This is a genomic window from Microbacterium sp. KR10-403 (assembly GCF_040196215.1).
Lineage (GTDB): Bacteria > Actinomycetota > Actinomycetes > Actinomycetales > Microbacteriaceae > Microbacterium.
In genome coordinates this window covers 37,579-60,026 of record NZ_JBEGDC010000007.1, presented here as the reverse complement: position 1 = coordinate 60,026, position 22,448 = coordinate 37,579, and the positions used below count along the sequence as shown (strand labels likewise).

Below are 22,448 nucleotides of genomic sequence, written 5' to 3'. Positions count from 1 at the left end.
CGGACACCATAGAGTGTGCTCAGTGGTGTGGGGCCGCTGCGAGCGGGGACTGATCAGCCGATGCTGGGGAAGGTGGAACGTGGATATGGCCGAACTGCCTGATGTGCGTTTTCTGACGGTCGCCGAGGTCGCCGAGATCATGCGGGTCTCGAAGATGACCGTCTATCGCCTCGTGCACTCCGGCGAGCTGCCCGCCGTGCGCTTCGGGCGCAGCTATCGCGTACCCGAATCGGCCGTCTCAGAGGCCCTGCAACGTCCCATCGCCGACGTCGGCTAGACTAGGACGAGGCATTTTTCCATCTGCCCGTTCCCGGGCGCGGTGATTCCGCGTCCAGACCCCTGACGTTGTGAGGTTTCCCGTGGGTTCTGTCATCAAGAAGCGCCGCAAGCGCATGGCGAAGAAGAAGCACCGCAAGCTGCTTCGCAAGACTCGTCACCAGCGCCGCAACAAGAAGTAGCGGCTGAACACCGAGCGCCTGTCCTGCGGGACGGGCGCTTCGTGTACGCATCCGGCGTTCGCAGAGGAAAGTACGACATGAAGTCCATCACCGTTCAGCAGCTGCGCGAGACCGCGGGCCTCCCGCTCATCGACGTGCGCGAAGTGCACGAGTACGAGGCCGGGCACATCGCCGGCGCCGTGAACATCCCGTTCTCGACGTGGCGCGACCGGGTCGAAGAGTTCCCGAAGGAGCCCTTCCACGTGATCTGCGAGCTCGGCGGGCGCTCGGCGTCGGTCGCGCGCAAGCTCGACGCGCAGGGCTACGACGTCACCGACGTCGAGGGCGGCACCGCCGCCTGGGTCGAGCAGGGCTTCCCGGTCGAGCGCTGAGCCGGGCTGCGTCGCCGAGCCCCGGCATCCCGCCCGCCCTAGGATGAGTGTGTGACCACGCTCACCCTCATCGGCAAGCCCGACTGCCACCTCTGCGACGTCGCGCACGGCGTCGTCGACCACGTCCTGGCCGACCTGCCCGAACGCGCGGCCGCGCAGGTCGAGGTGGTCGAGGCATCCATCGCCGACGACCCCGCGCTCTACGAGCTGTGGTGGGAGAAGATCCCGGTCGTGCTCATCGACGGGCGGCTGCACGCGCACTGGCGCGTGGGCGCCGACCGGCTGCACGACGCGCTGCTCGACGCTGTGGCGGCGAAGCGATGACGCTGCGGCACGTGGTGAGCTGGAAGATGGCGGCGACGGATGCCGCGACCCGTGCCGATCACGCACGCGAGATCGCCGAGCGCCTGAACGCCCTCGTCGGCGTCGTGCCCACGATCGGCACGCTCACGGCGGGTCCGAACGTCGTCGACGGCAACTGGGATGTCGCGCTGGTCGCCGACTTCGCCGACAAGGCGGCGCTCGACGCCTACGCGGTGCACCCCGCGCACCAGGAGGTCGTGGCCTACGTGCGCAGCGTCGTCGCCGATCGCGTGGCGGTCGACTTCGAGCTGTAGCGGCTGCGTCTCGACGGCGCTATCTCGACGGCGCTATTTCTCCACCTCGACGACCGCGGCGTCGGGCGCGTTGGTCTTCACCGAGTCGATGCCGTTCAGGGCTCCCGCCTTGGAGGCGTACCCCTGACTGGTCGCGATGACCTGCCCGTTGGACGCCTTGAGGTTGAAGCGCCAGTCGCCGCCCTTGTCGGTCCACAGCTCGAACGTGCCCGCCATGTCTGCCTCCTCATCGAGACGGGGCCGCCCCGGTGGCGGCCCGCGAGCATCACGCTAGCGGGTCGGCCACCGGGGCGGAAGAGCCCGGTCGGGCGGAACTTACGGCGCGAGACGCGTCGGGCCGCGGAACAGGAACGTCACCTCGCGGATCGACGCCTCGCCCAGCAGCAGCATCAGCACGCGCGCCAGGCCCATGCCGAACCCGCCGTGCGGCGGCACGCCGTAGCGGAAGAAGTCGAGGTAGTGCTCGAGGCCCTCGAGCTTGAGGCCCTTCTCGAGCGCCTGCTTCTCGAGCACCTCGATGCGGTGCTCGCGCTGCGCGCCGGTCGTGATCTCCACGCCCTTGAACAGCAGGTCGTAGCTCTTGGTCAGCCCGGTGGCCTCGTCGACCATGTGGTAGAACGGGCGGATCCCGGCGTGGTAGTCGGTCACGAACACGAACTCGTGCCCGAACGTCTCGGCGACGTGCGCCGAGACCTGGCGCTCGCTCTCGGGGTCGAGGTCGCCGTCGGTGCGCGGGTTCTCGTAGCCGCGGGCCCTGACGATCTCGTGCGCCTCGGCCAGCGGGATGCGCGGGAACGGCAGCGTCGGCACGACCACGTCGATGTCGAACAGCTCCTTGATCTCGTCGCCGTGCTTGTCCTTGACGGCCTGGATGGCGGCGGCCAGCAGCTCTTCCTGCATGGTCGCGACGTCTTCGTGCGAGTCGATCCAGCTGATCTCGGCGTCGACGCTCGTGAACTCGGTGGCGTGCCGGCTCGTGAAGCTCGGGTCGGCGCGGTACACGTCGCCGATCTCGAAGACCTTGCCGAAGCCGGCGGCCTGCGCCATCTGCTTGAAGTGCTGCGGGCTCTGCGCGAGGTAGGCCGTCTTGTCTTCGAAGTAGTCGAGGCTGAACAGTTCGGCGTTCGACTCGGACGGGCTCGACATGAGCTTGGGGGAGTGGATCTCGATGTAGTCGCGGTCGATCCAGTACTGCCGCATGGCGTGCTCGAGCGTCGTCGAGATGCGGAAGATCAGGTTGTTGCGGCGCTGGCGCAGGTCGATGAAGCGCCAGTCCATGCGCTTGTCCATGCTCGAGTCGCTCGCGATGGGCGTCTCGGGCAGCGCGGCAGAGGCCACCTCGAGCGCGGTGAGCTTGACCTCGATGCCGCCGAGCTTGACGCGCTCGTCGTGCTTGAGGTCGCCGGTTACCGTCAGGAACGTGCCGTGCGCGAGGTTCGAGATGGTGTCGGTGAGGGCGAGGGCCGCGGCATCCTGGTCCGTCTTCTCGGGGTCGGGACGCGTCGCGGGATTCACGAGCTGCACGGCGCCGGTCTCATCGCGCAGGACGACGAACTGCACCTTCTTCTGATCGCGGACGGTCTCGACCCATCCCGACACGCGGACGGGGCCGTCTTCTCGGGCGGCGAGTTGGTTCACGAGGATGCGTTCAGTCACACCGTCAAGTCTACGGGGCGGGATGCCGCGGCTTCTGTGCGTGCGCTGCGCCGGCCCCCGGCATCCCACCGCCCCTCGTGGTCGAGCAGTCACTTTCTGCAAGCGAACCCGACGTGGGCCTGCCGAAACTGACTGCCGAACAAGCGGGGCGAAGCGCCCCCTCGGTTCAGCGGTCACCTTCTACGGGTCGCGGTGCGTATCGGTTGCAGAAATCGACTGCCGAACGGCGGGCGGCGAGCGGTACCGGATGGCGGGATGCCGCGCGCAGACTCCGACTCGCGCCTTACCCGTGCCGCTGTGCGATGTTCAGCACGGCGCCGCCGGGCGAGCGCACGAAGAAGCGCCGCACGCCCCAGGCCTCGGTCACCAGCGGATGCACGATCTCGTGCCCGGCGGCGCGCATCGCCGCGTAGACGGCGTCGACGTCGTCGACCTTGACGGTCGCGACCGAGTCCTCGGGCGCTGTCGCGTCGTGCGTCTGCACCTGCACGGCCGCTCCGGTCGACGGATCGATGAAGCGCGTCACCCAGTCATGTCCGAGGGGCTGCTCGGTCATGCCGAGCTCGCCGACGTAGAACCGCCGCGCGGCATCGAGGTCGGCGGCGTGCAGGTTCGCCATGATCTGGTCGACCGTCATGTCCGCGACGATACGCCGGGGAGTCGCACCCCGCACCCGCCCGCCTAAGCTGTGCGGGTGACCTTCGATGACGCAGCGATCCTGGCCGAGCTCGACGCCCTGCGCGCGGCCGACGCGCCCACCCACGGCGGGCGCGTGCTCTCCTATGTATACGACGCGGGGATGCCGCAGCTCGACGAACTCGCAGCGCAAGCCGCGCGTCGCATGCAGGCCGTGAACGGCCTCGACCCGACGACCTTCACCTCGGTCGCGGCCCTCGAGCGCGACGTGCTCGCGTTCGCCCTCGCGACGCTCGGCGGCGCGGCCGGCACCGTCACCAGCGGCGGCACCGAGTCGTGCCTGCTCGCGGTGAAGACCGCGCGCGACCTGTGGCGCGCGGGCGGCGGCAGCGGCATCGGGCGCATCGTCGCGCCGGTGACCGCGCACGCCGCGTTCCGCAAGGCGGCGGAGCTGTTCGACCTGCACTTCGACGGTGTGCCCGTCGACCCGACGACCGGCACGCTCGAGGCGTCGGCGCTGACCGATCGTCTCGGCGACGACGTCGCGCTCGTGGTCGTCTCGGCGCCGTCGTACCCGTTCGCCGCGATGGACCCGATCGCCGACGTCGCGGCCGCGTGCGCGGCATCCGGCATCTCCTGCCACGTCGACGCGTGCATCGGCGGGTGGATCCTGCCGTTCTGGCCCGACGAGCAGCCCGCGTGGGACCTGCGCGTGCCCGGCGTCACGAGCCTGTCGGCCGACCTGCACAAGTACGGCTACGCGCCCAAGGGGGTGAGCGTGCTGCTGCACGCCACGCGTGACCGGCAGCGCGCGCAGTACTTCGCGACCACCGACTGGCCGGGCTACCCAGTCGTGAACCCGACGCTGCTCGGCTCGAAGTCGGCGGGGCCGCTGGCGGCGGCCTGGGCGATCATCCGGGCCCTGGGTGCCGAGGGGTTCCGCGACCTCGCCGCCCGCACCGCCACGGCCACCCACGCACTGACCGCCGCGATCGGCGGCATCGAGGGGCTGCGGGTCGTCGGGGCGCCGGTCGGCCCGTTGCTGGCGGTCGCGACCGACGAGCAGGCCCCACCCGACCGCCGCGTCGACCCGCATCACTGGTCCGATGCGGCACGTGCGGCGGGGTGGATGCTGCAGCAGCAGCCGGGCCTTCTCCAGGGCGACGGCACCCGGCTGCCGCACACGACGCACCTGACGATCACACCGGTGACCGATCCCGCAGCCCTCGTGCCCGACCTGGTCGCCGCCGCCGACGCCGTGCGCGGCGTGCCGCCGGTCGACGCCGGGCAGGTCCGCCGGACGCTGCCCGCGCAGCTGCCGGCGACCCTCGACGCCGACACGGCAGGCGCGCTGCTGCAGGGCATGGGACTCGGCGGCGGGGGAGCGCTGCCGGCGCAGATGGCGCCGTTCCTCGCCCTCGTCGAGGCGCTGCCGCATCCGGTCGTCGAGCGACTGCTCGTCGAGCTGCTCGCACGCACGGTCGAACCGTGACCTCTCTCCCAGCGCCTTCTGAAGGATCTCGCCCGTAAACTGGAGGGCGTGCCCGCCGCCCGCCTTCATCTCGTGCGCCATGGGGAGGTCCACAACCCCCGTCGCGTGCTCTACGGGCGACTCCCGAATTTCCGGTTGAGCACCGCCGGCCGGCAGATGACGCGCCAGGCCGCGGAGTACGTGCAGGGCCTGAAGCGCCCCGTCGGATCGCTCGTCTGCTCGCCGCTGCAGCGCACGCGCGAGTCGGCGGAGCCGTTCACCGAGCTGTTCGGCATCGAGCCGGTCATCGACGAGCGCGTCATCGAGCCGACGAACGTGTTCGAGGGCAAGCGGATGTCGCGGGCCGTGGCCAATCCGATGAACTGGTGGCATCTGCGCCGCCCCTCGACCCCCAGCTGGGGCGAGCCCTACGCACAGGTCGTCGCGCGCATGGATGCCGCGATGAAGGATGCCTGGGATCGCACCGCATCGGGAGACGCCGTGATCGTCTCCCACCAGCTGCCGATCTGGATCACCCACCTCGCCATCGCGGGCCTTCCGCTGCGGCACGACCCGCGCAAGCGGCGGTGCGCGCTCTCGAGCGTCACGAGCTTCGAGCGCGACGGCGACAGGTGGGTCGAGGTCGGATATGCAGAGCCCGCGACCGTCGCCGGCTCCATCGATGTGGGGGCCGTGTGATGCGCCGAACGACGAAGGCCGCGGCATCCCTCGCCGCAGCCCTGATGCTGGCGGTGGGGCTGTCCGCCTGCAGCAACAGCAACGACGGACTCGCCCAGCAGTACCGCGACGGCGACAGCAAGGGCTACATCGCCGCCGACTTCGCCGTGCACGAGTACAAGACCGGCGACCAGCCGAAGGCCGTCACCTTCGACGGCACGCTCGACGACGGCACCAAGGTGTCGAACGAGACCTATGCCGGCAAGGTCACGGTCGTGAACTTCTGGTGGGCCGCCTGCGCGCCGTGCCGCGAAGAGGCCCCCGTGCTGAAGAAGGCGGATGCCGCGTTCGGCGACGACGTCGCCTTCCTGGGTGTGAACACCTACGACCAGGCGGCGACGGCTGAGAGCTTCGCCAAGGAGTTCGGCATCACCTACCCGAGCATCATCGACGTGCAGACCAAGTCGGTGACCACCGCCTTCGCCGGTGTCGTGCCACTGAGCGCGACCCCGTCGACCGTCATCCTCGACGCGGACGGCAGGCCCACGGCGCGCATCGTCGGGGCGATCCCCGACGCGTCGATCCTCGAGTCGCTGATCAAGACCGCCCTGGGCGCATCGTCGTGATGGACCTCGTCGCCGGGGGCGCCCTCTGGGTCGCGGTCCCGATCGCGATCCTGGCGGGCCTGGTGTCGTTCCTCTCGCCGTGCGTGCTCCCGCTCGTGCCCGGCTACCTCGGCTTCATCGGGGGAGCGGTGGCGCCCCGGTCGGCTCCCAGCGGCGACGCGCCTGCCCGCGGCCGCCTCGTGCTCGGCGTGCTGCTGTTCATCGCCGGGTTCACCGTCGTGTTCATGGCCGTCAACATCTTCAGCGGCACGGTGGGGCTCTTCTTCCTGCGCTACAAAGACGTGATCACGCGCGTCATGGGCGTGGTCATCATCCTGCTGGGGCTCGTGTTCATCGGGCTGTTCGGTTTCGCACAGCGCATCTTCCGTCCGCAGATCCGGGGCAACCTGGGCCTCGTCGGTGCGCCGCTTCTCGGCCTCGCGCTCGGCGTCGGCTGGGCGCCGTGCATCGGCCCGACCCTGGCCGTCATCATCAACATGTCGCTGGACGGGGCCTCCGCCTCGCGCGGCGCGGTGCTGGGCCTCGCGTACTCGCTGGGTCTCGGCATCCCGTTCCTGCTCATCGCACTCGGGTTCGGGTGGGCCACCCGCTCGGTCGCGTTCCTGCGCACGCACGTGCGCGCGGTCAACATCATCGGCGGCGCGCTGCTGATCGTCCTCGGTGTGCTCATGGTCACCGGGGTCTGGGGAGTTCTCATGTCCAATCTGCAGGGGGTGATCGCCGGTGTCACGCCCGCGCTCTGATTCCACCGCCGAGAGCATCGACCCGCTGCGGCCGGCCGACCACATCGACGGCTCGGGCGAGATCTCCTCGCCCCGCCTCGGCCCGGTCGGATGGCTGCGCTGGGGCTGGCGTCAGTTGACGAGCATGCGCAACGCGCTCGTCCTGCTGCTGCTGCTCGCGATCGCGGCGGTCCCCGGCTCGATCGTGCCGCAGCGCAGCGCCGACCCCAACGGTGTGACCGAGTACTTCACCGACCACCCGACGCTGGCGCCGGTGCTCGACAAGCTGCAGCTGTTCGACGTGTACTCGTCGGTCTGGTTCTCGGCGATCTACATCCTGCTGTTCATCTCGCTGATCGGCTGCGTGATCCCGCGCGTGAAGCACCACCTCAAGGCGCTGCGGGCGCTGCCGCCGCGCACGCCCGCGCGGCTGGGGCGTCTGGGCGATCACCGCGAGTCGCTGGTGGAGCTGGCTCCCGGAGTGGATGCCGCGGCCGCGGCATCCCGCGCCGTCGAGATCGCCGCGAAACAGCTGAAGTCCGCCGGATACCGGGTGGCGCGCTACGACGGGCACGGCTCGTACTCGGTCTCGGCCGAACGCGGCTACCTGCGTGAGACCGGCAACCTGCTGTTCCACATCGCGCTGCTGGGCGTGCTGCTGGCCGTGGGCATCGGCGGCGGGTTCGCGTACACCGGGCAGCGGGTCATCGTGCAGGACACGACGTTCGTCAACTCGGTGGGCACCGACTACTCGTCGTTCAACCCGGGACGCTTCGTCGACCCCGACTCGCTGACGCCGTACACGATGAAGCTCGACAAGTTCGACGTGACGTATCAGCCGGTCGGCAGCGGCTCGCAGGGGCAGGCCGGCGACTTCGTCGCGCACCTGACGACGCAGCTGCCGGGGCAGAAGGCCACCGACTCGAAGATCCGGGTGAACCACCCGCTGAACATCGCCGGCGACCGCGTGTACCTCATGGGCAACGGCTACGCGCCGACGATCACGGTCCGCAACGCCGATGGCAAGATCGTGTTCCACGACAGCATCGCCTTCCTTCCGCAGAACAACGAGCTGACCTCCCTGGGCATCATCAAGGTGCCCGACGGGCTCAAGGAGCAGCTGGGCATGCTCGCGTTCTTCTACCCCACGCAGGTCAAGAACGATCTGGGCGCGTACGCGTCGGGTTACCCGGCGCTGCTGAACCCGGTGCTGTCGATCAACGTGTACTCCGGCGACCTGGGCTTGAACAACGGTGTGCCGCGCTCGGTCTACGCACTCGACACCACGGGGATGACGCAGCTGACCGGCGGCAAGACCGGCACCGACTCCATCGAGCTGGCGCCCGGCGACACGGCCGACCTGCCGAACGGCCTCGGCACCATCTCGTTCGACAACGAGTCACCTGCTGGCGCCACCGACTATTCGCAGTCGGTCAAGCGGTTCGTGTCGCTGCAGATCCACCGCGATGTTGCCGGCCCCTGGGTGCTGAGCTTTGCGGTGCTCGCGGTGCTGAGCCTGCTGCTGGCACTGTTCGTGCCGCGCCGTCGCATGTGGGTCAAGGCGACCCCCGGCGACTCCGGCTCGGTGCTCACCCTCGAATACGCAGGCCTGGCCCGCGGCGAGGACCCCACCCTGGGCGGCGCGGTCGACGCGCTCGCCGCCAAGCACGGCGCGGCCTTCGAGGCCGACGCCCCGGCCGAGGACGCGCACCCGCGCGTAAACTGATCGCATGCCTTCGCTCGAGCAGATCTCTGTACTGCTGGTCTGGACCGCCGTCGCCATCTACGCGGTCGCGTTCATCTTCTACACGATCGACCTGGCGCGGCGCTCATCGCAGGCGCTGGATGCGAAGGATGCCGCGGTCCGAGAGCGCGAGCTCGTCGGGGCTGCGGCGGGGGGCGCCTCTGTGGCCCGCCCGGCCGGTGCCGCGAACCGCTCGATCGACTCGTCGCGCTCGCCGCTGGCGGTGCCGGCGGCGCAGCGTGTGCGCCCCGTGTTCGCACGCATCGGCACCTCGCTGACCTGGCTGGCGTTCCTGTTCCACGTCGGCGGCGACGTCACGCGCGGCATCGCGGCCGGCCGTGTGCCGTGGGCCAACATGTACGAGTTCGCGCTGACCGGCGTGATGCTCATGGTCGCGGTGTACCTCGGGGTGCTGTTCCGCTACGACCTGCGGTTCCTGGGCACGCTCATCACCGGCCTCGCGGTGATCCTGCTCGGCGGATCGGCGCTGTCGTTCTACGTCGTCGTCTCGCCGCTGGTCGACCCGCTGAAGTCGCCGTGGCTGGTCATCCACGTGTTCGTGGCATCCCTGGCCACCGCGTTCTTCGCGCTGACCTTCGGGCTCTCGCTGCTGCAGCTGATGCAGACCCGGCGCGAGCGCAAGCTGATCGCCGCGGGCGACAAGCCCGTCAAGACGTGGGGCTTCTTGAAGACGCTGCCCTCGTCGGAGGCGCTGGAGTCCCTCGCGTACCGCTTCGCGATCGTCGGGTTCATCTTCTGGACGTTCACGCTCATCGCCGGTTCCATCTGGGCCAACGACGCGTGGGGCCGGTTCTGGGGCTTCGACACCAAGGAAGTCTGGACGTTCATCATCTGGGTGCTTTATGCGGGATACATCCACGCGCGTGCGACGCGCGGCTGGCGCGGCACCCGGTCGGCGTGGCTGTCGATCATCGGCTTCGCCGCGGTGCTGTTCAACTTCGCGGTCGTCAACGTGTTCTTCAAGGGCCTGCACGCCTACAGCGGTCTGACCAACTAGGCGTCAGTCGCGGCGCCGACGGGCGCCGAGCCAGGCGGCGACGGCGCCGATCACGGCGATCGTGAGGCCGATCACCAGCGCATGCGGCGCGGGGCCCGAAGTGCAGGTGCTCACGGTCGGGCCATCGACGCAGTTGCCCGCGCGGAAGCCGAACGCGATCAGCAGACCGAGGGCTGTGAGCACGACCCCGACGATGATCGTGCCGGTGCGCGCTGCTGTGCGTGGTGCCATGGGCTGAGCGTACCCGTGGGCTCGGCCCGCGGCATCCATCCCGCTACAGCTCGATGCAGTCCTGAACGCAGCCGGCGCCCGCCGGGCCGGGCTCGACGGCCGGGCGGTGCAGGATCGCCCGGCTCGGGGCGATGCGCAGGGCCGCGGCATCCTGCCCGTCGGCGACGCCGTCGACGATCAGCGAGTATCCGGTCGCCTCGGCCGGCGGCCACACGAGCGAGACGTCGGCGTGAGCTGCGGCGTTGGTGCGGGCGCGGTCACTGGCCCCCGGCACGGTCACGACGTGATCGGCGAACTCCGGATGCACGACCGAAGTGTGCACGCGCTGGTGCGGGGTGATCGTGATCAGATACGCGAAGCCGTATGCGCCGGCGTGCTCGGCCACCGCATCGATGTCAACCGTGCCCATGGCCTCAGCATAGAGCCGCGCCGGGCCGGTCAGGCCGCCGCGGGAACCTCTCGCAGCAGCACCGCCGGTGTCGTCGAGCGCCGGCGCATCACCGCGAGGATCGTCGCACCGAACGCCAGCAGCGCCCAGATCACGAGCCCGGCGATGCCGGCGCCGAGACCCGACGCGCTCGTGAGCGCCGCCATGCCCGCGGTCATCCCGGGCGCGGTGGGCAGCCAGCTCGCTATGGCCACGAGCACGCCCGGCACGGTGGAGACCACCCCGGTCGCGACGGCGAACACTCCGATGAGGGCGCCGATCCAGCGCCCGGCGCCGCCGAACACGGCCACCAGCGCCTGGTTCACGGCCGCGAACGCGACACCCGCGATCACGCAGACGGCGGCGAAGAGCGACCAGGTTCCCCAGTCGTACGAGGCGGCGATCTGCACGACGCCTGCGACCAGCAGACCCTGTGCGGCGCCGATCACGGCAGCCGGGGCCAGCGAGCGCAGCGCGAGCAGCGCAGACGGACGACGGGATGTCAGAGCCCGGCGCGATACTGCCTGCAGCGCGATGAACGATCCGAGGCCGCCGAACCAGAGCGCCAGCATCGCCAGAAGGGGGATCGCCGATGTACCGAACATGTTGTCGCCCAGGCCCTTCGCCGCCACGGGGTCCGCGACGACCGACGCGAGCGAGGTGGCCTGCTCGTCGGTGAAGGACGGCAGGGCGTCGGACGCCTTGGCGAGCCCCGACGAGAGCGATCCGGCGCCGTCGGCGAGCTTGCCGACGCCCGTCGCGAGCGTGTCGGCGCCGGCGGCGGTCTGATCGGCGCCGTCGGCCCAGGTGTGCGCGCCGTCGGCCCACTGCGACGCGCCGTCGGCGGCCTGTGACGCGCCGGTTGCCAGCTGCGATGCGCCGGAAGACGCCTGCGAGGCCCCCGAAGCGAGCGAGGTCGCACCGTCGGCGAGCTTGTCGACGCCGGCCGAGGCGTCGGTCGCGCCCTTGGCGAGGCCGTCCATGCCGTCGGCGACCTGGGTCATGCCGTCGGAGAGCTGGCCGAGGCCGGTGCCCAGCTGCGAGAGCTGGCTGAGACCCTCGACGCCCTTCGCGATGGTGCCCGACTGGTCGATGACGTCGTTGACCTGGGGGAGTGCACCCTTCGCGGTGGCGGCGACCTGCTCGAGCGTCGCGCAGAGCTCTTCCGAGCCGCCCTGCGCCGCGCACTCGGCCACCAGCTGGTCGAGCTGGGTGACGGTGTCGTTCACGCCCGTCTTGATCTGCTCGCTGTTGGCGGCGAGCTGGTTGGTCGCGTCGACGACCTCCTGCGGGATCTCGGGGACCTGGGAGAGGCCGGATGCCGCCTGCGACAGGCCGTCCGAGAGCTTGCGGGTGCTGTCGGCGAGGGTTCCTGCGCCGGCGGCCCAGGTGTCCAGGCCGTCGGCGGCGTTCTGTGCGCCCGACGCCCACGACGATGCGCCGTCGGCCAAGGCTCCGACGCCCGACGCCACACCGCTCGCGCCGTCGCCGAGCTTGCCGACGCCCGAGGCGATGCCGTCGGCGCCGTCGGCCAGCGTCGAGGCGCCCGTGGAGAGCTTGCGGATGCCGTCGGCCAGACTCACCGTGCCGTCGGCGGTCTGCTTCGCACCGTCGGCGAGGTCAGAGGCTCCGTCCGCGGCATCGCCCAGCTGATCGCCGAGCGTCGTGAACGAGAGGAACACGTTCTCGAGCGTCGACGACGACAGGGTCTGCCCGAGCACGGTCGCGGCGGTCTGCGAGACCTGGGCGGTGATCGCGTCGTCGATGACCCGCGCATCGGGCGCGGTCGAGACGTGGATCGTCGCCTGCTTCGCCGACTCGTCGGCGCCCGACAGCTGCTGTCCGGAGGAGAGAGCCGCGGCCGAGAATCCCTTCGGGATCGTGACGACGGCCTGGTAGGTGCCGTCGGCCAGGCCCTCCTTGGCGTCCTCGGTGTTGGAGATGGTCCAGTCGAGGTTGCTGGCGGCGTCGTCCGAGCCCTTGACCAGCCCGGCGGTCAGCTGCCGACCGAGCGGCACCAGCTGTCCGTTGAGCGTGACCGGCTCGTCGTTGTTCACGATCGCGGCGCTCATCGATTCCAGGCGCTCGGTCGGGTTGTAGAGCGCGGCGACGAGGATGCCGCCGATCAGCACCGGCAGCAGCAGCACGCCGAGCACGGTCAGCCACGTGACGGGCTTGCGGGAGCGGGAGCGCTCGATGGGCAGAGTCATGCGATCACCTCGGGGAGTTCGGAGTTCGCCGTCTCGGCGGCGGTGGCGCGGCGCGGCGCGGCCGTGACGTCGACGACGTCGGCCGTGCGCCCGGCCTCGGAGAGAAGCGCGCTCACTGCGGCAGGGGACGCGGCGGTGGCGACGATGGTCAGGTCGGGAGTGACGGATGCCGCATCCCGCAGCTGAGCGGTGACCTGGTCGCGGGTGCCGGCCGAGGCCGCGGCATCCAGTCCGTCCACCACCAGCAGTCGCGTGCGACGCTTCAACGCCCCGCGGATCTCGGCCGCAGGGTCTGCGGCGCCGGTCAGCAGTGCGACGCCGACGTGCCCGCGCACCCAGGCCGCGCGCCCGGGCAGCAGGTGCCCGTTGACCTTGATGCGGCCGTCGGTGGGGGCGACGCGTCCGGCGATCGTCAGCGCGAGGGCGCGCGCGGCGCGGTGGTCGCGGCCGTGCAGCACAAGGGTGCCGCCCGGGTCGACGCGCAGCGACGCGTCGCGGTAGAGCGCGGTGCCGTCCGACGCCTCGAGCTCGAGGCTCTCGGCCACCACAGCGGCGCGCGTGTGCGGCTCGGGCCAGTCGGCCAGCGAGATCTCGCGCTCGACGGCCTCACCCTCGATGTCGAAGTGGGGCAGGCGCTTGCCGAGCCACTTCGGCATCCACCACGCCTTGTCGCCGAGCAGTGCCATCACGGCCGGCACGAGCGTCATGCGGATGAGGAACGCGTCGATCGCCACGCCCGAGGCCAGTCCCAGGGCGATCGGCTTGAGGTTCATGTCGCCCTCGGGCACGAACGCGGCGAACACCGCGAACATGATGACGGCGGCGGCGGTCACCACGCGCGCCGAGGCACTGTAGCCCGACCGCACCGCGTCCTGTGCCACCTGACGCGGGGTGCGCCCGTCGCCGCGGCGTCGGGCGTGCACGTAGTCCTCGCGCATTCGCGAGACGAGGAAGACCTCGTAGTCCATGGCGAGACCGAACAGCACGCCCATCAGCACGATGGGCATGAAGCTGATGATCGGCCCGACCTTCGTGACGTTGAGCAGATCGGCGCCGAACCCGTGCACGAACACGAGCGACACGATGCCGAACGCCGCACCCACCGACAGCAGGTAGCCGGCGGCGGCCTTCAGCGGCACCCAGATCGACCGGAACACGATCGCCAGGAGCACGAGCGACAGTCCGACCACGAAGATGCCGAACGGCAGCAGGGCGCCTCCGAGGCGGTCGGAGATGTCGATGGCCACGGCGGTGAACCCGGTGACCTTCATGTCGACGCCGTACTCGTCGAGGATGCGGTCGTGCTGCGCCCGCAGCTCACGCACGAGATCGGCGGTGGCCGGGTCGTCGGGCGCGGTGGTCGGGATGATCTGTACGATGCCGGTGTCGGCCGACGCGTTGGGGGTCGCCAGCGCGACCGACTCCACACCGGGCAGCTTCGCGATGTCGTCGCCGATGTCCTGCATGAGGGTGAGTGGGTCGTTGCTCTCGACGATCGTGCCGGTCATGATGAGCGGCCCGTTGAAGCCCGGGCCGAAGTGCTCGCTGACCAGGTCGTAGGTCTGGCGCGCCTGGCTCTCCTCCGGCAGCATGCCCGCGTTCGGGAGGGCGAGGGCGAGGGATGCCGCGGGCACCGTCAGGGCACCGAGCGAGGCGACGACGGCGACGGTGGTGACGACGGGATGCCGCGTCACCAGGCCGACCCAGCGGGTGGCGAAGCCCTTCTTGGGCGTGGTGCGCTTCTTCGGGGCCTTTCGCTTCCACCCCACGACGCGGCCCTTGGCGAAACCGAGGAACGCCGGCGTCAGGGTCAGTGCGACCGCGACGGCGATCGCGACGGCGACGGCCGCGGCGATGCCCATCGTGGTCAGGAACGGGATGTTCGCGAACGACAGGCCGATCAGCGCGATCAGCACGGTGACACCGGCGAACACGACCGCCGAACCCGCCGTCCCGGTCGCGCGCGAGGCGGACTCCTCGGGATCCATGCCGCCGCGTATCTGGTCCTGATGTCGGGAGATGATGAACAGCGCGTAGTCGATGCCGACCGCCAGCCCCAGCATGAGCGCGAGCAGGGGAGTGGTCGACGAGATCGACGAGAACGCCGTCGACACGTAGATCAGGGCCATCGACAGGCCGACGCCCAGCAGGGCGGTCAGCAGCGGCATCCCGGCCACCAGGAACGAGCGGAAGGTGACGATCAGCACCAGCAGGGCGATGACGAGCCCGACGGCCTCGGTGATCGAGATGGTCGGCAGCTCGGTCGAGTAGAGGTCGCCGCCGAGGTGCACGGTCGCACCCTTCGGCAGCTCCGCGCGCAGGTCGTCGATCACGCTCTCGAGGGACGCCTTCGTCGCATCGGAGATGTCGGTGACCTGGCCGTCGAACTGCATCTGGATGATCGCGGCGGTGTCGTCATCGGAGACGAGACCATCGATCTGGCCGGAGAAGGGGTTGCTCACGGCGAGCATGCCGTCGAGGTCTTCGAGCCGGCTGACGGTGCTCTTCACGTCGGCGGTGTAGGCGGCGTCATCCACCTTCTGTCCGTCGGCGGCCACGATGATCGCCTGCGCGCTCGTGCCCGACACCTGGGGGAACGTGCGGCTGAGCTGCTGGAGCCCCTCCTGCGACTCGGTTCCGGGGATCGAGAACGAGTTGTCGGTGCCCTGTGCGAACATCGCCACCCCGCCGCCGGCGAGGCTGAGCAGCAGCAGCCACGCGACGAGCACGCGCCACGGGTGGCGGAACGACCAGCGGCCGAGAGCGGCCAGGAGTGTGGACACGGAGCCTCCGAGAGCAGAGCGGGCGAAACCGATACGACGCTGTATCCAATACAGGAGTGTATCGGATACACTTGTGTATCGTAAACCAATGGGCCAGTCTGAAACCGGACGCCCGCTGTGAGTTCGAAAGGGACGCTGTGACCGATGCCGTGACGGGGACCCGTCGCCGTGAGAACACGAGGGCGAGACTTCTGGATGCCGCCTTCGACGTGTTCGCCGAGGTCGGCCTCGATGCGGCATCCGTCGAAGCCGTCTGCGATCGCGCCGGCTTCACTCGTGGGGCCTTCTACTCCAACTTCGCATCGAAGGACGAGCTGTTCCTCGAGCTCGCGCGCACCGTGTCGGAGCGCAAGCTCGAGGCGATCACCGATCGCGTGCGCCAGGTCACCGTCGACTCCTGCGACCGCGAGGGCCCTGGCGAGATCGTGCAGCAGCTCGTCGACGTGTCGCTGGACTCGCGTCAGGGCGTGCTGCTGATGAGCGAGATCCGCACCCGGGCGATGCGCGACGAGCAGACGGCCGTCTCGTACCGCGCCTGGATGGACGGCATGACCGCCCGCGTGACCGCGATCATCGAAGACCTGGTGTCGACCTACGGCATGACGCTGCGGATGCCTGCGGCCGAGTTCGCCCAGATCATGCTCGATCTGTGGGAGAGCACGGCCGTCAACGCCCTGACCGATCGGCTCAGCGATGACGAGACCGCGCAGCTGATGGGCCGGCGCACGCACGCGCTGGCCGCGGCCGTGGTCGAGGGGTTCCCCGCGGAGTAGTCCTCAGCCCGCGAGCACGGCGTGGCAGCGCTCGAGGCGCGCGAGCCACCAGGCGGTGCGGTCGGGGGATGCCGCGAGGTCGTCGAGCGCGGCGGGGTCGGGGCTGACGCGCCCGACCGGCAGGGCGCCGGCTGTCGGCCGCAGCGCCGGGGTTGCGACATCCCGCACGAACAGCGATGCGGTGCCCAGTCCGCAGTCGTGGTCGAGCTCAGGGAGCGCTGCGGCCAGGGCGGTGCCCATCGCCAGCCCGACCGAGGTGTCGAGGGCGCTGGAGACCACCGCGGGCAGCCCCGCCTCGGCGACGATCTCGAGCGCGCGGCGCACGCCGCCCAGTGGCTGCGCCTTGACGATGATGATGTCGGCGGCGCCGGCGCGGGCGACCGCCAGCGGGTCTTCGGCTTTGCGCACGCTCTCGTCGGCCGCGATCGGGATGTCCCACCGCACGATGCGCCGACGCAGCTCGGCGAGCTCGTCGACGCTCGCGCACGGCTGCTCGACGTACTCGAGGTCGGCGTCGGCCAGTGCGTGCACGGCGCGCTCGGCCTCGTCGACGTTCCAGCCGCCGTTGGCGTCGATGCGCACGCGGCCCTCGGGGCCCATCGCGGCGCGCACCGCGTGCACGCGCGCGACGTCGTCGGCGAGGGTCTGTCCGGTCTCGGCGACCTTCACCTTCGCGGTGCGGCAGCCGTCGTAGCGGGCCAGGACCGCCGGCACCTCCGCGGCCGGCACCGCCGGAACCGTGGCGTTCACCGGAACGCTGTCGCGCACGGGCGCGGGCTGCTCACGCCAGGCGAAGTCGACCGCGGCCGCGAGCCAGGCGGCGGCTTCGGCATCCCCGTACTCGACGAACGGCGAGAACTCGCTCCACCCTTCGGGGCCTTCGAACAGCAGCGCCTCGCGCTCGGTCACCCCGCGGAATCGGGTGGCCATCGGCAGGGCGACCACGCGCGCGCCCGCGAGCAGTTCATCGAGCTGAGGCATCCACATCCCTTCATCATCGTCCATGACAGCTCTGTTTCCGCGCCGCGAGGGCTGGCATGGCTCACAGACTTCGGAGGATCGCGCGAACGTCGGATCGAACCCACCGATCGGGTCCGAGTTTGGTGCGATCCTCCGAAGTCTGTGACGGGCGCTGCCGGCAGTTTGATGTGCACGGGACAAACTCATGTGAATTTGGCGCCGCGCGCTGGACAATAGTGTGTGTCACACAGTATCGTGTGAAGCGTGAGTGAGAACGAGGCACGGGACACGCACCTGCAAGAGCTGCGGCGGGGCACCGTCGTGCTCGCGTGCCTGCGCCTGCTCACAGAGCCCGGCTACGGCTACGGGCTGCTCGAAGAGCTCGGGCGCCGCGGCTTCGCCACCGACGCCAACACGCTCTACCCGCTGCTGCGACGCCTCGAGAAGCAGGGGTACCTGACCAGCGAGTGGAACACGGACGAATCCCGCCCGCGCAAGTTCTACCGCACGAGCCGCGCCGGCGACACGCTGGCCGCAGCGCTGACCGAAGACTTCCGCGCGATAGCCCGCGCGATCGCCGACCTCCCGGAGGAGGACTGAGATGGATGCCGAAACCCTGACCACCCGCTACGTCGACGCCGCGATGCGCACCGTGCCCGAGAAGCAGCGCGGCGATCTGGCCGAAGAGCTGACGGCATCCATCGCCGATCAGATCGAGGCGCGCACCGACGCCGGAGAGCCGGCCGACGCCGCAGAGCGCGCCGTGCTCACCGAGCTCGGCGACCCCGAGCGGCTCGCGGCCGGCTACACCGGGCGGCAGCTGCACCTCATCGGCCCGCGCTACTACCTGGACTGGTGGCGGCTGCTGAAGCTCCTGCTGTGGATCGTCATCCCGTGCGCGGGTGCCGCCGTCGCGCTCGGCAAGGTGCTCTCGGGCGCACCGGTGGGCGACGTCATCAGCACGGTCTGGGTCACGATGCTCACGGCCGCCCTGCACGTCGCGTTCTGGACGACGCTCGTGTTCGTGATCCTCGAGCGGACCGGGCACGAGACGATGGATGCCGCGCCCTGGACCCCCGACAAGCTGCCCGAGCCCAAGGAGACCGGGGCGCGCTTCAGCGACCTCATCACCTCGCTGGTCTGGCTGCTGATCCTCGCCGGTGCCATCGTGTGGGACCAGGTCTTCGGGCTCGTCTACCTCGGCGATCGCTGGATGCCGGCGCTGAATCCCGCACTGTGGCCCTGGGTGCTGGGCGTCTTCCTCCTCGTCATCGCGGTGGAGGCGGTCGTGGGCTTCTCGGTCTACGCACGCGGACGCTGGACGTACGCGCTGGCGGCGGTGCACGGCATCCTCGATCTCGTCACGGCGGCGCTCGCGGTGACGCTGATCGCGCAGAGCCGGCTGATCAACCCGGTGGTGATGTCGGCCATCACCGACGCGGTCGGCGCCGACGGTGCGGACGCGCCGCGGATCATCGCGATCCTCGTGGCCGCCGGCATCGTGATCGTCGCCGCGTGGGATGCGATCGACGCCTTCCGCAAGGCGCGTCGCTCTCGCACGCTCGCCTGATGCGCCCCGTAGGCTGAACCCGTGCTCCTCGACACCCCCGTGCGCCTCGGCGTGCAGCTGCGGCCCCAGCTCGTCCCCTACCCGGCGATCCGCGACGCGGTGCGCCGCCTCGAAGACGCCGGCGTCGACATCCTCTTCAACTGGGATCACTTCTTCCCGCTGTACGGCGACCCCGAGGGCACGCACTTCGAGGCGTGGACGATGCTCGGCGCCTGGGCCGAGCAGACCGAGCGCGTCGAGTTCGGCACCCTCGTCAACTGCAACGGGTACCGCAACCCCGATCTGCAGGCCGACATGGCCCGCACGCTCGACCACATCTCGGGCGGCCGGTTCATCTTCGGCACCGGCGCCGGCTGGTTCGAGCGCGACTACGACGAATACGGCTACGAGTTCGGCACCCCCGGCGCGCGCCTGGATGCGCTCGCCGAGGGCCTGCGCCGGGTCGAGGACCGCTGGGCGAAGCTGAACCCGGCGCCGGTCCGCGACATCCCGGTCATGATCGGCGGCAAGGGCGAGCAGAAGACCCTGCGCCTGGTCGCCCGGCACGCCGACATCTGGCACAGCTTCGTGCCCGCTGACGGCATCGCGCACAAGGTCGAGGTCATCGAACGGTGGGCCGAGCGCGAGCAGCGCGACGTGTCGGGCCTGATCGTGTCGAACGAACTGCACGAACGTGATGAGCAGAATGCCGCGGCCCTCTACGACGCGGGCGTGCGCCTGTTCACGCTCGCCCTGCAGGGCCCCGACTGGGACTACGACCTCGTCGGCCGCTGGCTGCGCTGGCGCGACGCCCGCAACGGCTGACGGCGGCTACGCGACCTTCTGCCCGCACATGCCGCAGACACCGCTCGGCGGCACCTCCATGAAGCAGTCCGGGCACACGGCGGCGACGCGCTCTTCGCGCTGCGGCGCACGCGGGGCGCGCTGTTCGCGGGGCGCGGCCGGTGCGCCGGGCACGCGCTTGCCGCGAGACCGCACCGGAGCGCTCGTCGTGGCCGCGACGACCGGGGCCGCCGGGGCCGCCGGCGTGTGCCGCACGCAGTAGAGCCTGACCGATCCGGCCGGGTCGTGCGGGTGACGGTGCTTGACAGCCCACAGCTCGGTGCGCGGCACCGCGTCGGAGGTCACGCCGCAGGTCACGCAGCGGGCGGGCTCGCCCGGCATCACCGTCTCGGCGATGATCGGGGTCTCCCAGGGGAGGGCCTCGCGCCAATCGGACGTTCTCGTGATCTTCATGCGCGTGCCTTCCCGGAGCCGGTTCGGGGGCCGAACTCCGGCATCCAGTCTCTCACGCCCGCGTAATCTGGTCCGGTGACCGTTTCCGAACTGTTCGACCCGGAGGAGTGGATGCCGGCCCCCGGCGCCGACGCCTACACCGACATCACCGCGCACCTGTCGAAGGACGGGCGCATCGCCCGCATCGCATTCGACCGGCCCGAGGTGCGCAACGCCTTCCGCCCGCACACCGTCGACGAGCTGTACCGCGCGCTCGACGACGCGCGACAGGACCCGCGCATCGGCGTCGTGCTGCTCACCGGCAACGGGCCGAGCCCGAAGGACGGCGGCTGGGCCTTCTGCTCGGGCGGCGATCAGCGCATCCGCGGGCGCGACGGCTACAAGTACTCCGACGACGAGACGGCGGTGCACGACACCGCCCGCGCGGGGCGCCTGCACATCCTCGAGGTGCAGCGGCTGATCCGGTTCATGCCCAAGGTCGTCATCGCCGTCGTGCCCGGCTGGGCCGCGGGCGGCGGACACTCGCTGCACGTCGTCTGCGACCTGACGATCGCCGGCCGCGAGCACGGCCGGTTCAAGCAGACCGACGCCGACGTCGGCTCGTTCGACGCCGGCTACGGCTCGGCGTACTTCGCCCGGCAGATCGGGCAGAAGTTCGCGCGCGAGGTGTTCTTCCTCGCCGAGGAGTACTCGGCCGACCGCGCGTACGAGATGGGCGCCGTCAACCGGGTCGTGCCGCACGCCGACCTCGAGCGCGAGGCGATCGCGATGGCCCGCACGATCCTCACCAAGTCGCCGACGGCGATCCGCATGCTGAAGTTCGCGTTCAACGCCGTCGACGACGGCCTGGTCGGCCAGCAGGTGTTCGCGGGCGAGGCCACGCGCCTGGCCTACGGCACCGACGAGGCCGTCGAGGGGCGCGACGCGTTCCTGCAGAAGCGCGACCCCGACTGGTCGCCCTACCCCTGGCACTTCTGAGATGAGACTCGAACCCGTCGAAGGCGACGCCGACGAGGTGCTGCCGCGCCTGCGCGCGGCACTCGACGGCGACGGCCCCGCACTCGGACTGGGAATGGTGGATGCCGCGGCCGCCGAGGTGCCCGACGGCACCGTCGCGGTCATCACGACGTCGGGATCGACCGGCATCCCGAAGTCGGTGGTGCTCAGCCGCGACGCGCTGCTGGCCAGCACCGATGCGACCGCCGCCCGGATCGGCGAGGGCGCGTGGCTGCTCACGCTGCCGGCGGGCTATGTCGCGGGTCTGCAGGTGTGCATCCGCTCGCTGCGCGCCGGTCACGACCCGGTCGTGCTCGAGGGGAGGTTCACCCCGGTCGGGTTCGCCGAGGCCACCCTCGCGCTGCCGCCCGTCGCGCGCTACACGTCGCTGGTGCCGGTGCAGCTGAGCCGTCTGCTCGACGCCGCCGAGACGGACGCGGCCGTCGCCACCGCGCTGCGCGCGTACGATGCGATCCTCGTCGGCGGGCAGGCGCTGCCGGCCGCGGTGCTCGAACGCGCGCGGGACGCCGGCGCGCGCATCGTGCGCACCTACGGATCGACCGAGACCTGCGGCGGGTGCGTGTACGACGGCGCGCCGCTGGATGGTGTCGAGCTCGCGATCGTCGACGGCGAGCTGCGCATCTCGGGTGCGACCCTGGCGGACGGCTATCTCGGCGACCCCGAGCTGACGGACAGAGTGTTCGTGACCGACGCGACCGAGACGCGCTGGTACCGGACGGGCGATGCCGGCATCATCGACGGCGGAATCCTGCGCATCCACGGCCGCATCGACAACGTGATCGTCTCGGGCGGGGTGAACATCTCCCTGGACCGCGTCGAACGGGTCGTCAGAGACGTCCCGGGACTGTCGGGTGCGGTGGTCGTCGGCGTTCCCGACGCGCAATGGGGCGAGGCATCCGTCATCGTCGTCGCCCGCGGCGAGGCGTTCCGGCGCAGCGAGTCGATGAAGCTCGACGAGGCGCGACGGGCGGTCGGCGCCACGCTCGGATCGCCCGCGCGGCCGGCGCGGTTGGTGCTCGTCGACGAGCTCGTGCTGCTGCCCAGCGGCAAGCCCGACCGCGAGGCGATCCGCCGCGCGGTGACCCCGCGGAGGGCCGCCCGGACAGATTGACCGGTCCGTCGCGGCTTGCGGATCAGATCGTCGGTTTGCGTGCGGGCCTGCGCAGGGCAGAATGGTCGGCACATCGCAGAGTGGCGACGCGTCAGCAGCGCACCCCTGGGATGACAACCCGGGAGGAGACACC

26 protein-coding genes are annotated in these 22,448 nt (G+C 70.6%); 17 read left to right on the top strand and 9 right to left on the bottom strand.

Annotated features, from left to right (window positions below):
* The first annotated feature begins 85 nt into the window (after nucleotides 1–85).
* The 5 genes from ABMQ42_RS16120 (at nucleotide 86) to ABMQ42_RS16100 (ending at nucleotide 1,446) form a co-directional block, all read left to right on the top strand.
* The gene (locus ABMQ42_RS16120) at nucleotides 86–277 is read left to right on the top strand and encodes a helix-turn-helix domain-containing protein (protein ID WP_275278948.1); all 192 of its coding nucleotides are present in this window, start codon (nucleotides 86–88) and stop codon (nucleotides 275–277) included.
* Between the two features lie 82 nt (nucleotides 278–359).
* On the top strand, nucleotides 360–458 hold the full coding sequence (locus ABMQ42_RS16115) for a 30S ribosomal protein bS22 (protein ID WP_003792170.1): 99 nt from the start codon (nucleotides 360–362) through the stop codon (nucleotides 456–458).
* A gap of 77 nt (nucleotides 459–535) precedes the next feature.
* Entirely contained in the window at nucleotides 536–829 is a 294-nt protein-coding gene (locus tag ABMQ42_RS16110) for a rhodanese-like domain-containing protein (RefSeq protein WP_349724021.1), read from the top strand.
* A 51-nt stretch (nucleotides 830–880) separates the two neighbouring features.
* Nucleotides 881–1,153: a glutaredoxin family protein gene (locus tag ABMQ42_RS16105; RefSeq protein ID WP_349724020.1), complete on the top strand. Its 273-nt coding sequence runs from the start codon at nucleotides 881–883 to the stop codon at nucleotides 1,151–1,153.
* Entirely contained in the window at nucleotides 1,150–1,446 is a 297-nt protein-coding gene (locus ABMQ42_RS16100) for a Dabb family protein (protein ID WP_349724019.1), read from the top strand. The genes ABMQ42_RS16105 and ABMQ42_RS16100 overlap by 4 nt, the downstream gene beginning before the upstream one ends.
* Nucleotides 1,447–1,479: 33 nt before the next feature.
* Here ABMQ42_RS16100 and ABMQ42_RS16095 read toward each other — a convergent pair whose 3' ends face one another.
* From ABMQ42_RS16095 to ABMQ42_RS16085, 3 genes are all read right to left on the bottom strand, one after another.
* The gene (locus ABMQ42_RS16095) at nucleotides 1,480–1,662 is read right to left on the bottom strand and encodes a YegP family protein (protein ID WP_349724018.1); all 183 of its coding nucleotides are present in this window, start codon (nucleotides 1,660–1,662) and stop codon (nucleotides 1,480–1,482) included.
* 99 nt (nucleotides 1,663–1,761) lie between these two features.
* A complete protein-coding gene (gene aspS, locus ABMQ42_RS16090; protein ID WP_349724017.1) occupies nucleotides 1,762–3,102 on the bottom strand; it encodes an aspartate--tRNA(Asn) ligase in 1,341 nt (446 codons plus the stop codon).
* A gap of 283 nt (nucleotides 3,103–3,385) precedes the next feature.
* Nucleotides 3,386–3,739 carry a VOC family protein gene (locus ABMQ42_RS16085; protein WP_349724016.1) on the bottom strand — a complete coding sequence of 118 codons (354 nt, stop codon included), beginning with the start codon at nucleotides 3,737–3,739 and terminating at the stop codon, nucleotides 3,386–3,388.
* 57 nt (nucleotides 3,740–3,796) lie between these two features.
* Between ABMQ42_RS16085 and ABMQ42_RS16080 the strand changes: the two genes are divergently transcribed.
* The 6 genes from ABMQ42_RS16080 to ccsB are packed head-to-tail and all read left to right on the top strand — an operon-like array spanning nucleotide 3,797 to nucleotide 9,997.
* Complete coding sequence (locus tag ABMQ42_RS16080) at nucleotides 3,797–5,230, top strand: pyridoxal phosphate-dependent decarboxylase family protein (RefSeq protein ID WP_349724015.1); 1,434 nt, start codon at nucleotides 3,797–3,799, stop codon at nucleotides 5,228–5,230.
* A 48-nt stretch (nucleotides 5,231–5,278) separates the two neighbouring features.
* Entirely contained in the window at nucleotides 5,279–5,908 is a 630-nt protein-coding gene (locus tag ABMQ42_RS16075; RefSeq protein WP_349724014.1) for a histidine phosphatase family protein, read from the top strand.
* Nucleotides 5,908–6,513 (top strand): TlpA family protein disulfide reductase, encoded by a 606-nt coding sequence (locus ABMQ42_RS16070; protein WP_349724013.1) that lies wholly within the window; start codon nucleotides 5,908–5,910, stop codon nucleotides 6,511–6,513. The genes ABMQ42_RS16075 and ABMQ42_RS16070 overlap by 1 nt, the downstream gene beginning before the upstream one ends.
* Nucleotides 6,513–7,256, top strand: a complete 744-nt coding sequence (locus tag ABMQ42_RS16065) for a cytochrome c biogenesis CcdA family protein (protein WP_349724012.1) — start codon at nucleotides 6,513–6,515, stop codon at nucleotides 7,254–7,256. Before ABMQ42_RS16070 ends, ABMQ42_RS16065 begins: the two co-directional genes overlap by 1 nt.
* Complete coding sequence (resB, locus tag ABMQ42_RS16060) at nucleotides 7,237–8,961, top strand: cytochrome c biogenesis protein ResB (RefSeq protein WP_349724011.1); 1,725 nt, start codon at nucleotides 7,237–7,239, stop codon at nucleotides 8,959–8,961. Before ABMQ42_RS16065 ends, resB begins: the two co-directional genes overlap by 20 nt.
* Nucleotides 8,962–8,965: 4 nt before the next feature.
* Nucleotides 8,966–9,997 carry a c-type cytochrome biogenesis protein CcsB gene (gene ccsB / locus ABMQ42_RS16055; RefSeq protein ID WP_349724010.1) on the top strand — a complete coding sequence of 344 codons (1,032 nt, stop codon included), beginning with the start codon at nucleotides 8,966–8,968 and terminating at the stop codon, nucleotides 9,995–9,997.
* A 3-nt stretch (nucleotides 9,998–10,000) separates the two neighbouring features.
* Here ccsB and ABMQ42_RS16050 read toward each other — a convergent pair whose 3' ends face one another.
* From ABMQ42_RS16050 to ABMQ42_RS16035, 4 genes are read right to left on the bottom strand one after another with little or no spacing between them, the layout of a single operon-like run.
* On the bottom strand, nucleotides 10,001–10,228 hold the full coding sequence (locus ABMQ42_RS16050; protein ID WP_349724009.1) for a hypothetical protein: 228 nt from the start codon (nucleotides 10,226–10,228) through the stop codon (nucleotides 10,001–10,003).
* A gap of 43 nt (nucleotides 10,229–10,271) precedes the next feature.
* Nucleotides 10,272–10,637, bottom strand: coding sequence for a hypothetical protein (locus ABMQ42_RS16045; protein WP_349724008.1), 366 nt, complete (start codon nucleotides 10,635–10,637; stop codon nucleotides 10,272–10,274).
* A 29-nt stretch (nucleotides 10,638–10,666) separates the two neighbouring features.
* Nucleotides 10,667–12,865: a YhgE/Pip domain-containing protein gene (locus ABMQ42_RS16040; RefSeq protein ID WP_349724007.1), complete on the bottom strand. Its 2,199-nt coding sequence runs from the start codon at nucleotides 12,863–12,865 to the stop codon at nucleotides 10,667–10,669.
* Nucleotides 12,862–15,648: an efflux RND transporter permease subunit gene (locus ABMQ42_RS16035; RefSeq protein WP_349724006.1), complete on the bottom strand. Its 2,787-nt coding sequence runs from the start codon at nucleotides 15,646–15,648 to the stop codon at nucleotides 12,862–12,864. The genes ABMQ42_RS16040 and ABMQ42_RS16035 overlap by 4 nt, the downstream gene beginning before the upstream one ends.
* 137 nt (nucleotides 15,649–15,785) lie before the next feature.
* Between ABMQ42_RS16035 and ABMQ42_RS16030 the strand changes: the two genes are divergently transcribed.
* A complete protein-coding gene (locus tag ABMQ42_RS16030) occupies nucleotides 15,786–16,421 on the top strand; it encodes a TetR/AcrR family transcriptional regulator (RefSeq protein WP_349724005.1) in 636 nt (211 codons plus the stop codon).
* A gap of 3 nt (nucleotides 16,422–16,424) precedes the next feature.
* Here the strand turns inward: ABMQ42_RS16030 and ABMQ42_RS16025 are convergent, their stop codons facing one another.
* Nucleotides 16,425–17,408, bottom strand: a complete 984-nt coding sequence (locus ABMQ42_RS16025) for an o-succinylbenzoate synthase (protein WP_349724227.1) — start codon at nucleotides 17,406–17,408, stop codon at nucleotides 16,425–16,427.
* Between the two features lie 237 nt (nucleotides 17,409–17,645).
* Between ABMQ42_RS16025 and ABMQ42_RS16020 the strand changes: the two genes are divergently transcribed.
* The 3 genes from ABMQ42_RS16020 to ABMQ42_RS16010 are packed head-to-tail and all read left to right on the top strand — an operon-like array spanning nucleotide 17,646 to nucleotide 19,755.
* A complete protein-coding gene (locus tag ABMQ42_RS16020) occupies nucleotides 17,646–17,981 on the top strand; it encodes a PadR family transcriptional regulator (protein ID WP_349724004.1) in 336 nt (111 codons plus the stop codon).
* A 1-nt stretch (nucleotide 17,982) separates the two neighbouring features.
* Entirely contained in the window at nucleotides 17,983–18,951 is a 969-nt protein-coding gene (locus ABMQ42_RS16015; protein ID WP_349724003.1) for a permease prefix domain 1-containing protein, read from the top strand.
* Nucleotides 18,952–18,972: 21 nt separating this feature from the next.
* On the top strand, nucleotides 18,973–19,755 hold the full coding sequence (locus tag ABMQ42_RS16010; protein ID WP_349724002.1) for an LLM class F420-dependent oxidoreductase: 783 nt from the start codon (nucleotides 18,973–18,975) through the stop codon (nucleotides 19,753–19,755).
* Nucleotides 19,756–19,761: 6 nt separating this feature from the next.
* Here the strand turns inward: ABMQ42_RS16010 and ABMQ42_RS16005 are convergent, their stop codons facing one another.
* Complete coding sequence (locus ABMQ42_RS16005; protein WP_349724001.1) at nucleotides 19,762–20,187, bottom strand: glucose-6-phosphate dehydrogenase; 426 nt, start codon at nucleotides 20,185–20,187, stop codon at nucleotides 19,762–19,764.
* Between the two features lie 111 nt (nucleotides 20,188–20,298).
* Between ABMQ42_RS16005 and ABMQ42_RS16000 the strand changes: the two genes are divergently transcribed.
* The gene (locus ABMQ42_RS16000; protein ID WP_502884758.1) at nucleotides 20,299–21,165 is read left to right on the top strand and encodes a 1,4-dihydroxy-2-naphthoyl-CoA synthase; all 867 of its coding nucleotides are present in this window, start codon (nucleotides 20,299–20,301) and stop codon (nucleotides 21,163–21,165) included.
* Nucleotide 21,166: 1 nt separating this feature from the next.
* The gene (locus tag ABMQ42_RS15995; RefSeq protein WP_349723999.1) at nucleotides 21,167–22,315 is read left to right on the top strand and encodes an AMP-binding protein; all 1,149 of its coding nucleotides are present in this window, start codon (nucleotides 21,167–21,169) and stop codon (nucleotides 22,313–22,315) included.
* Nucleotides 22,316–22,448: the final 133 nt, after the last annotated feature.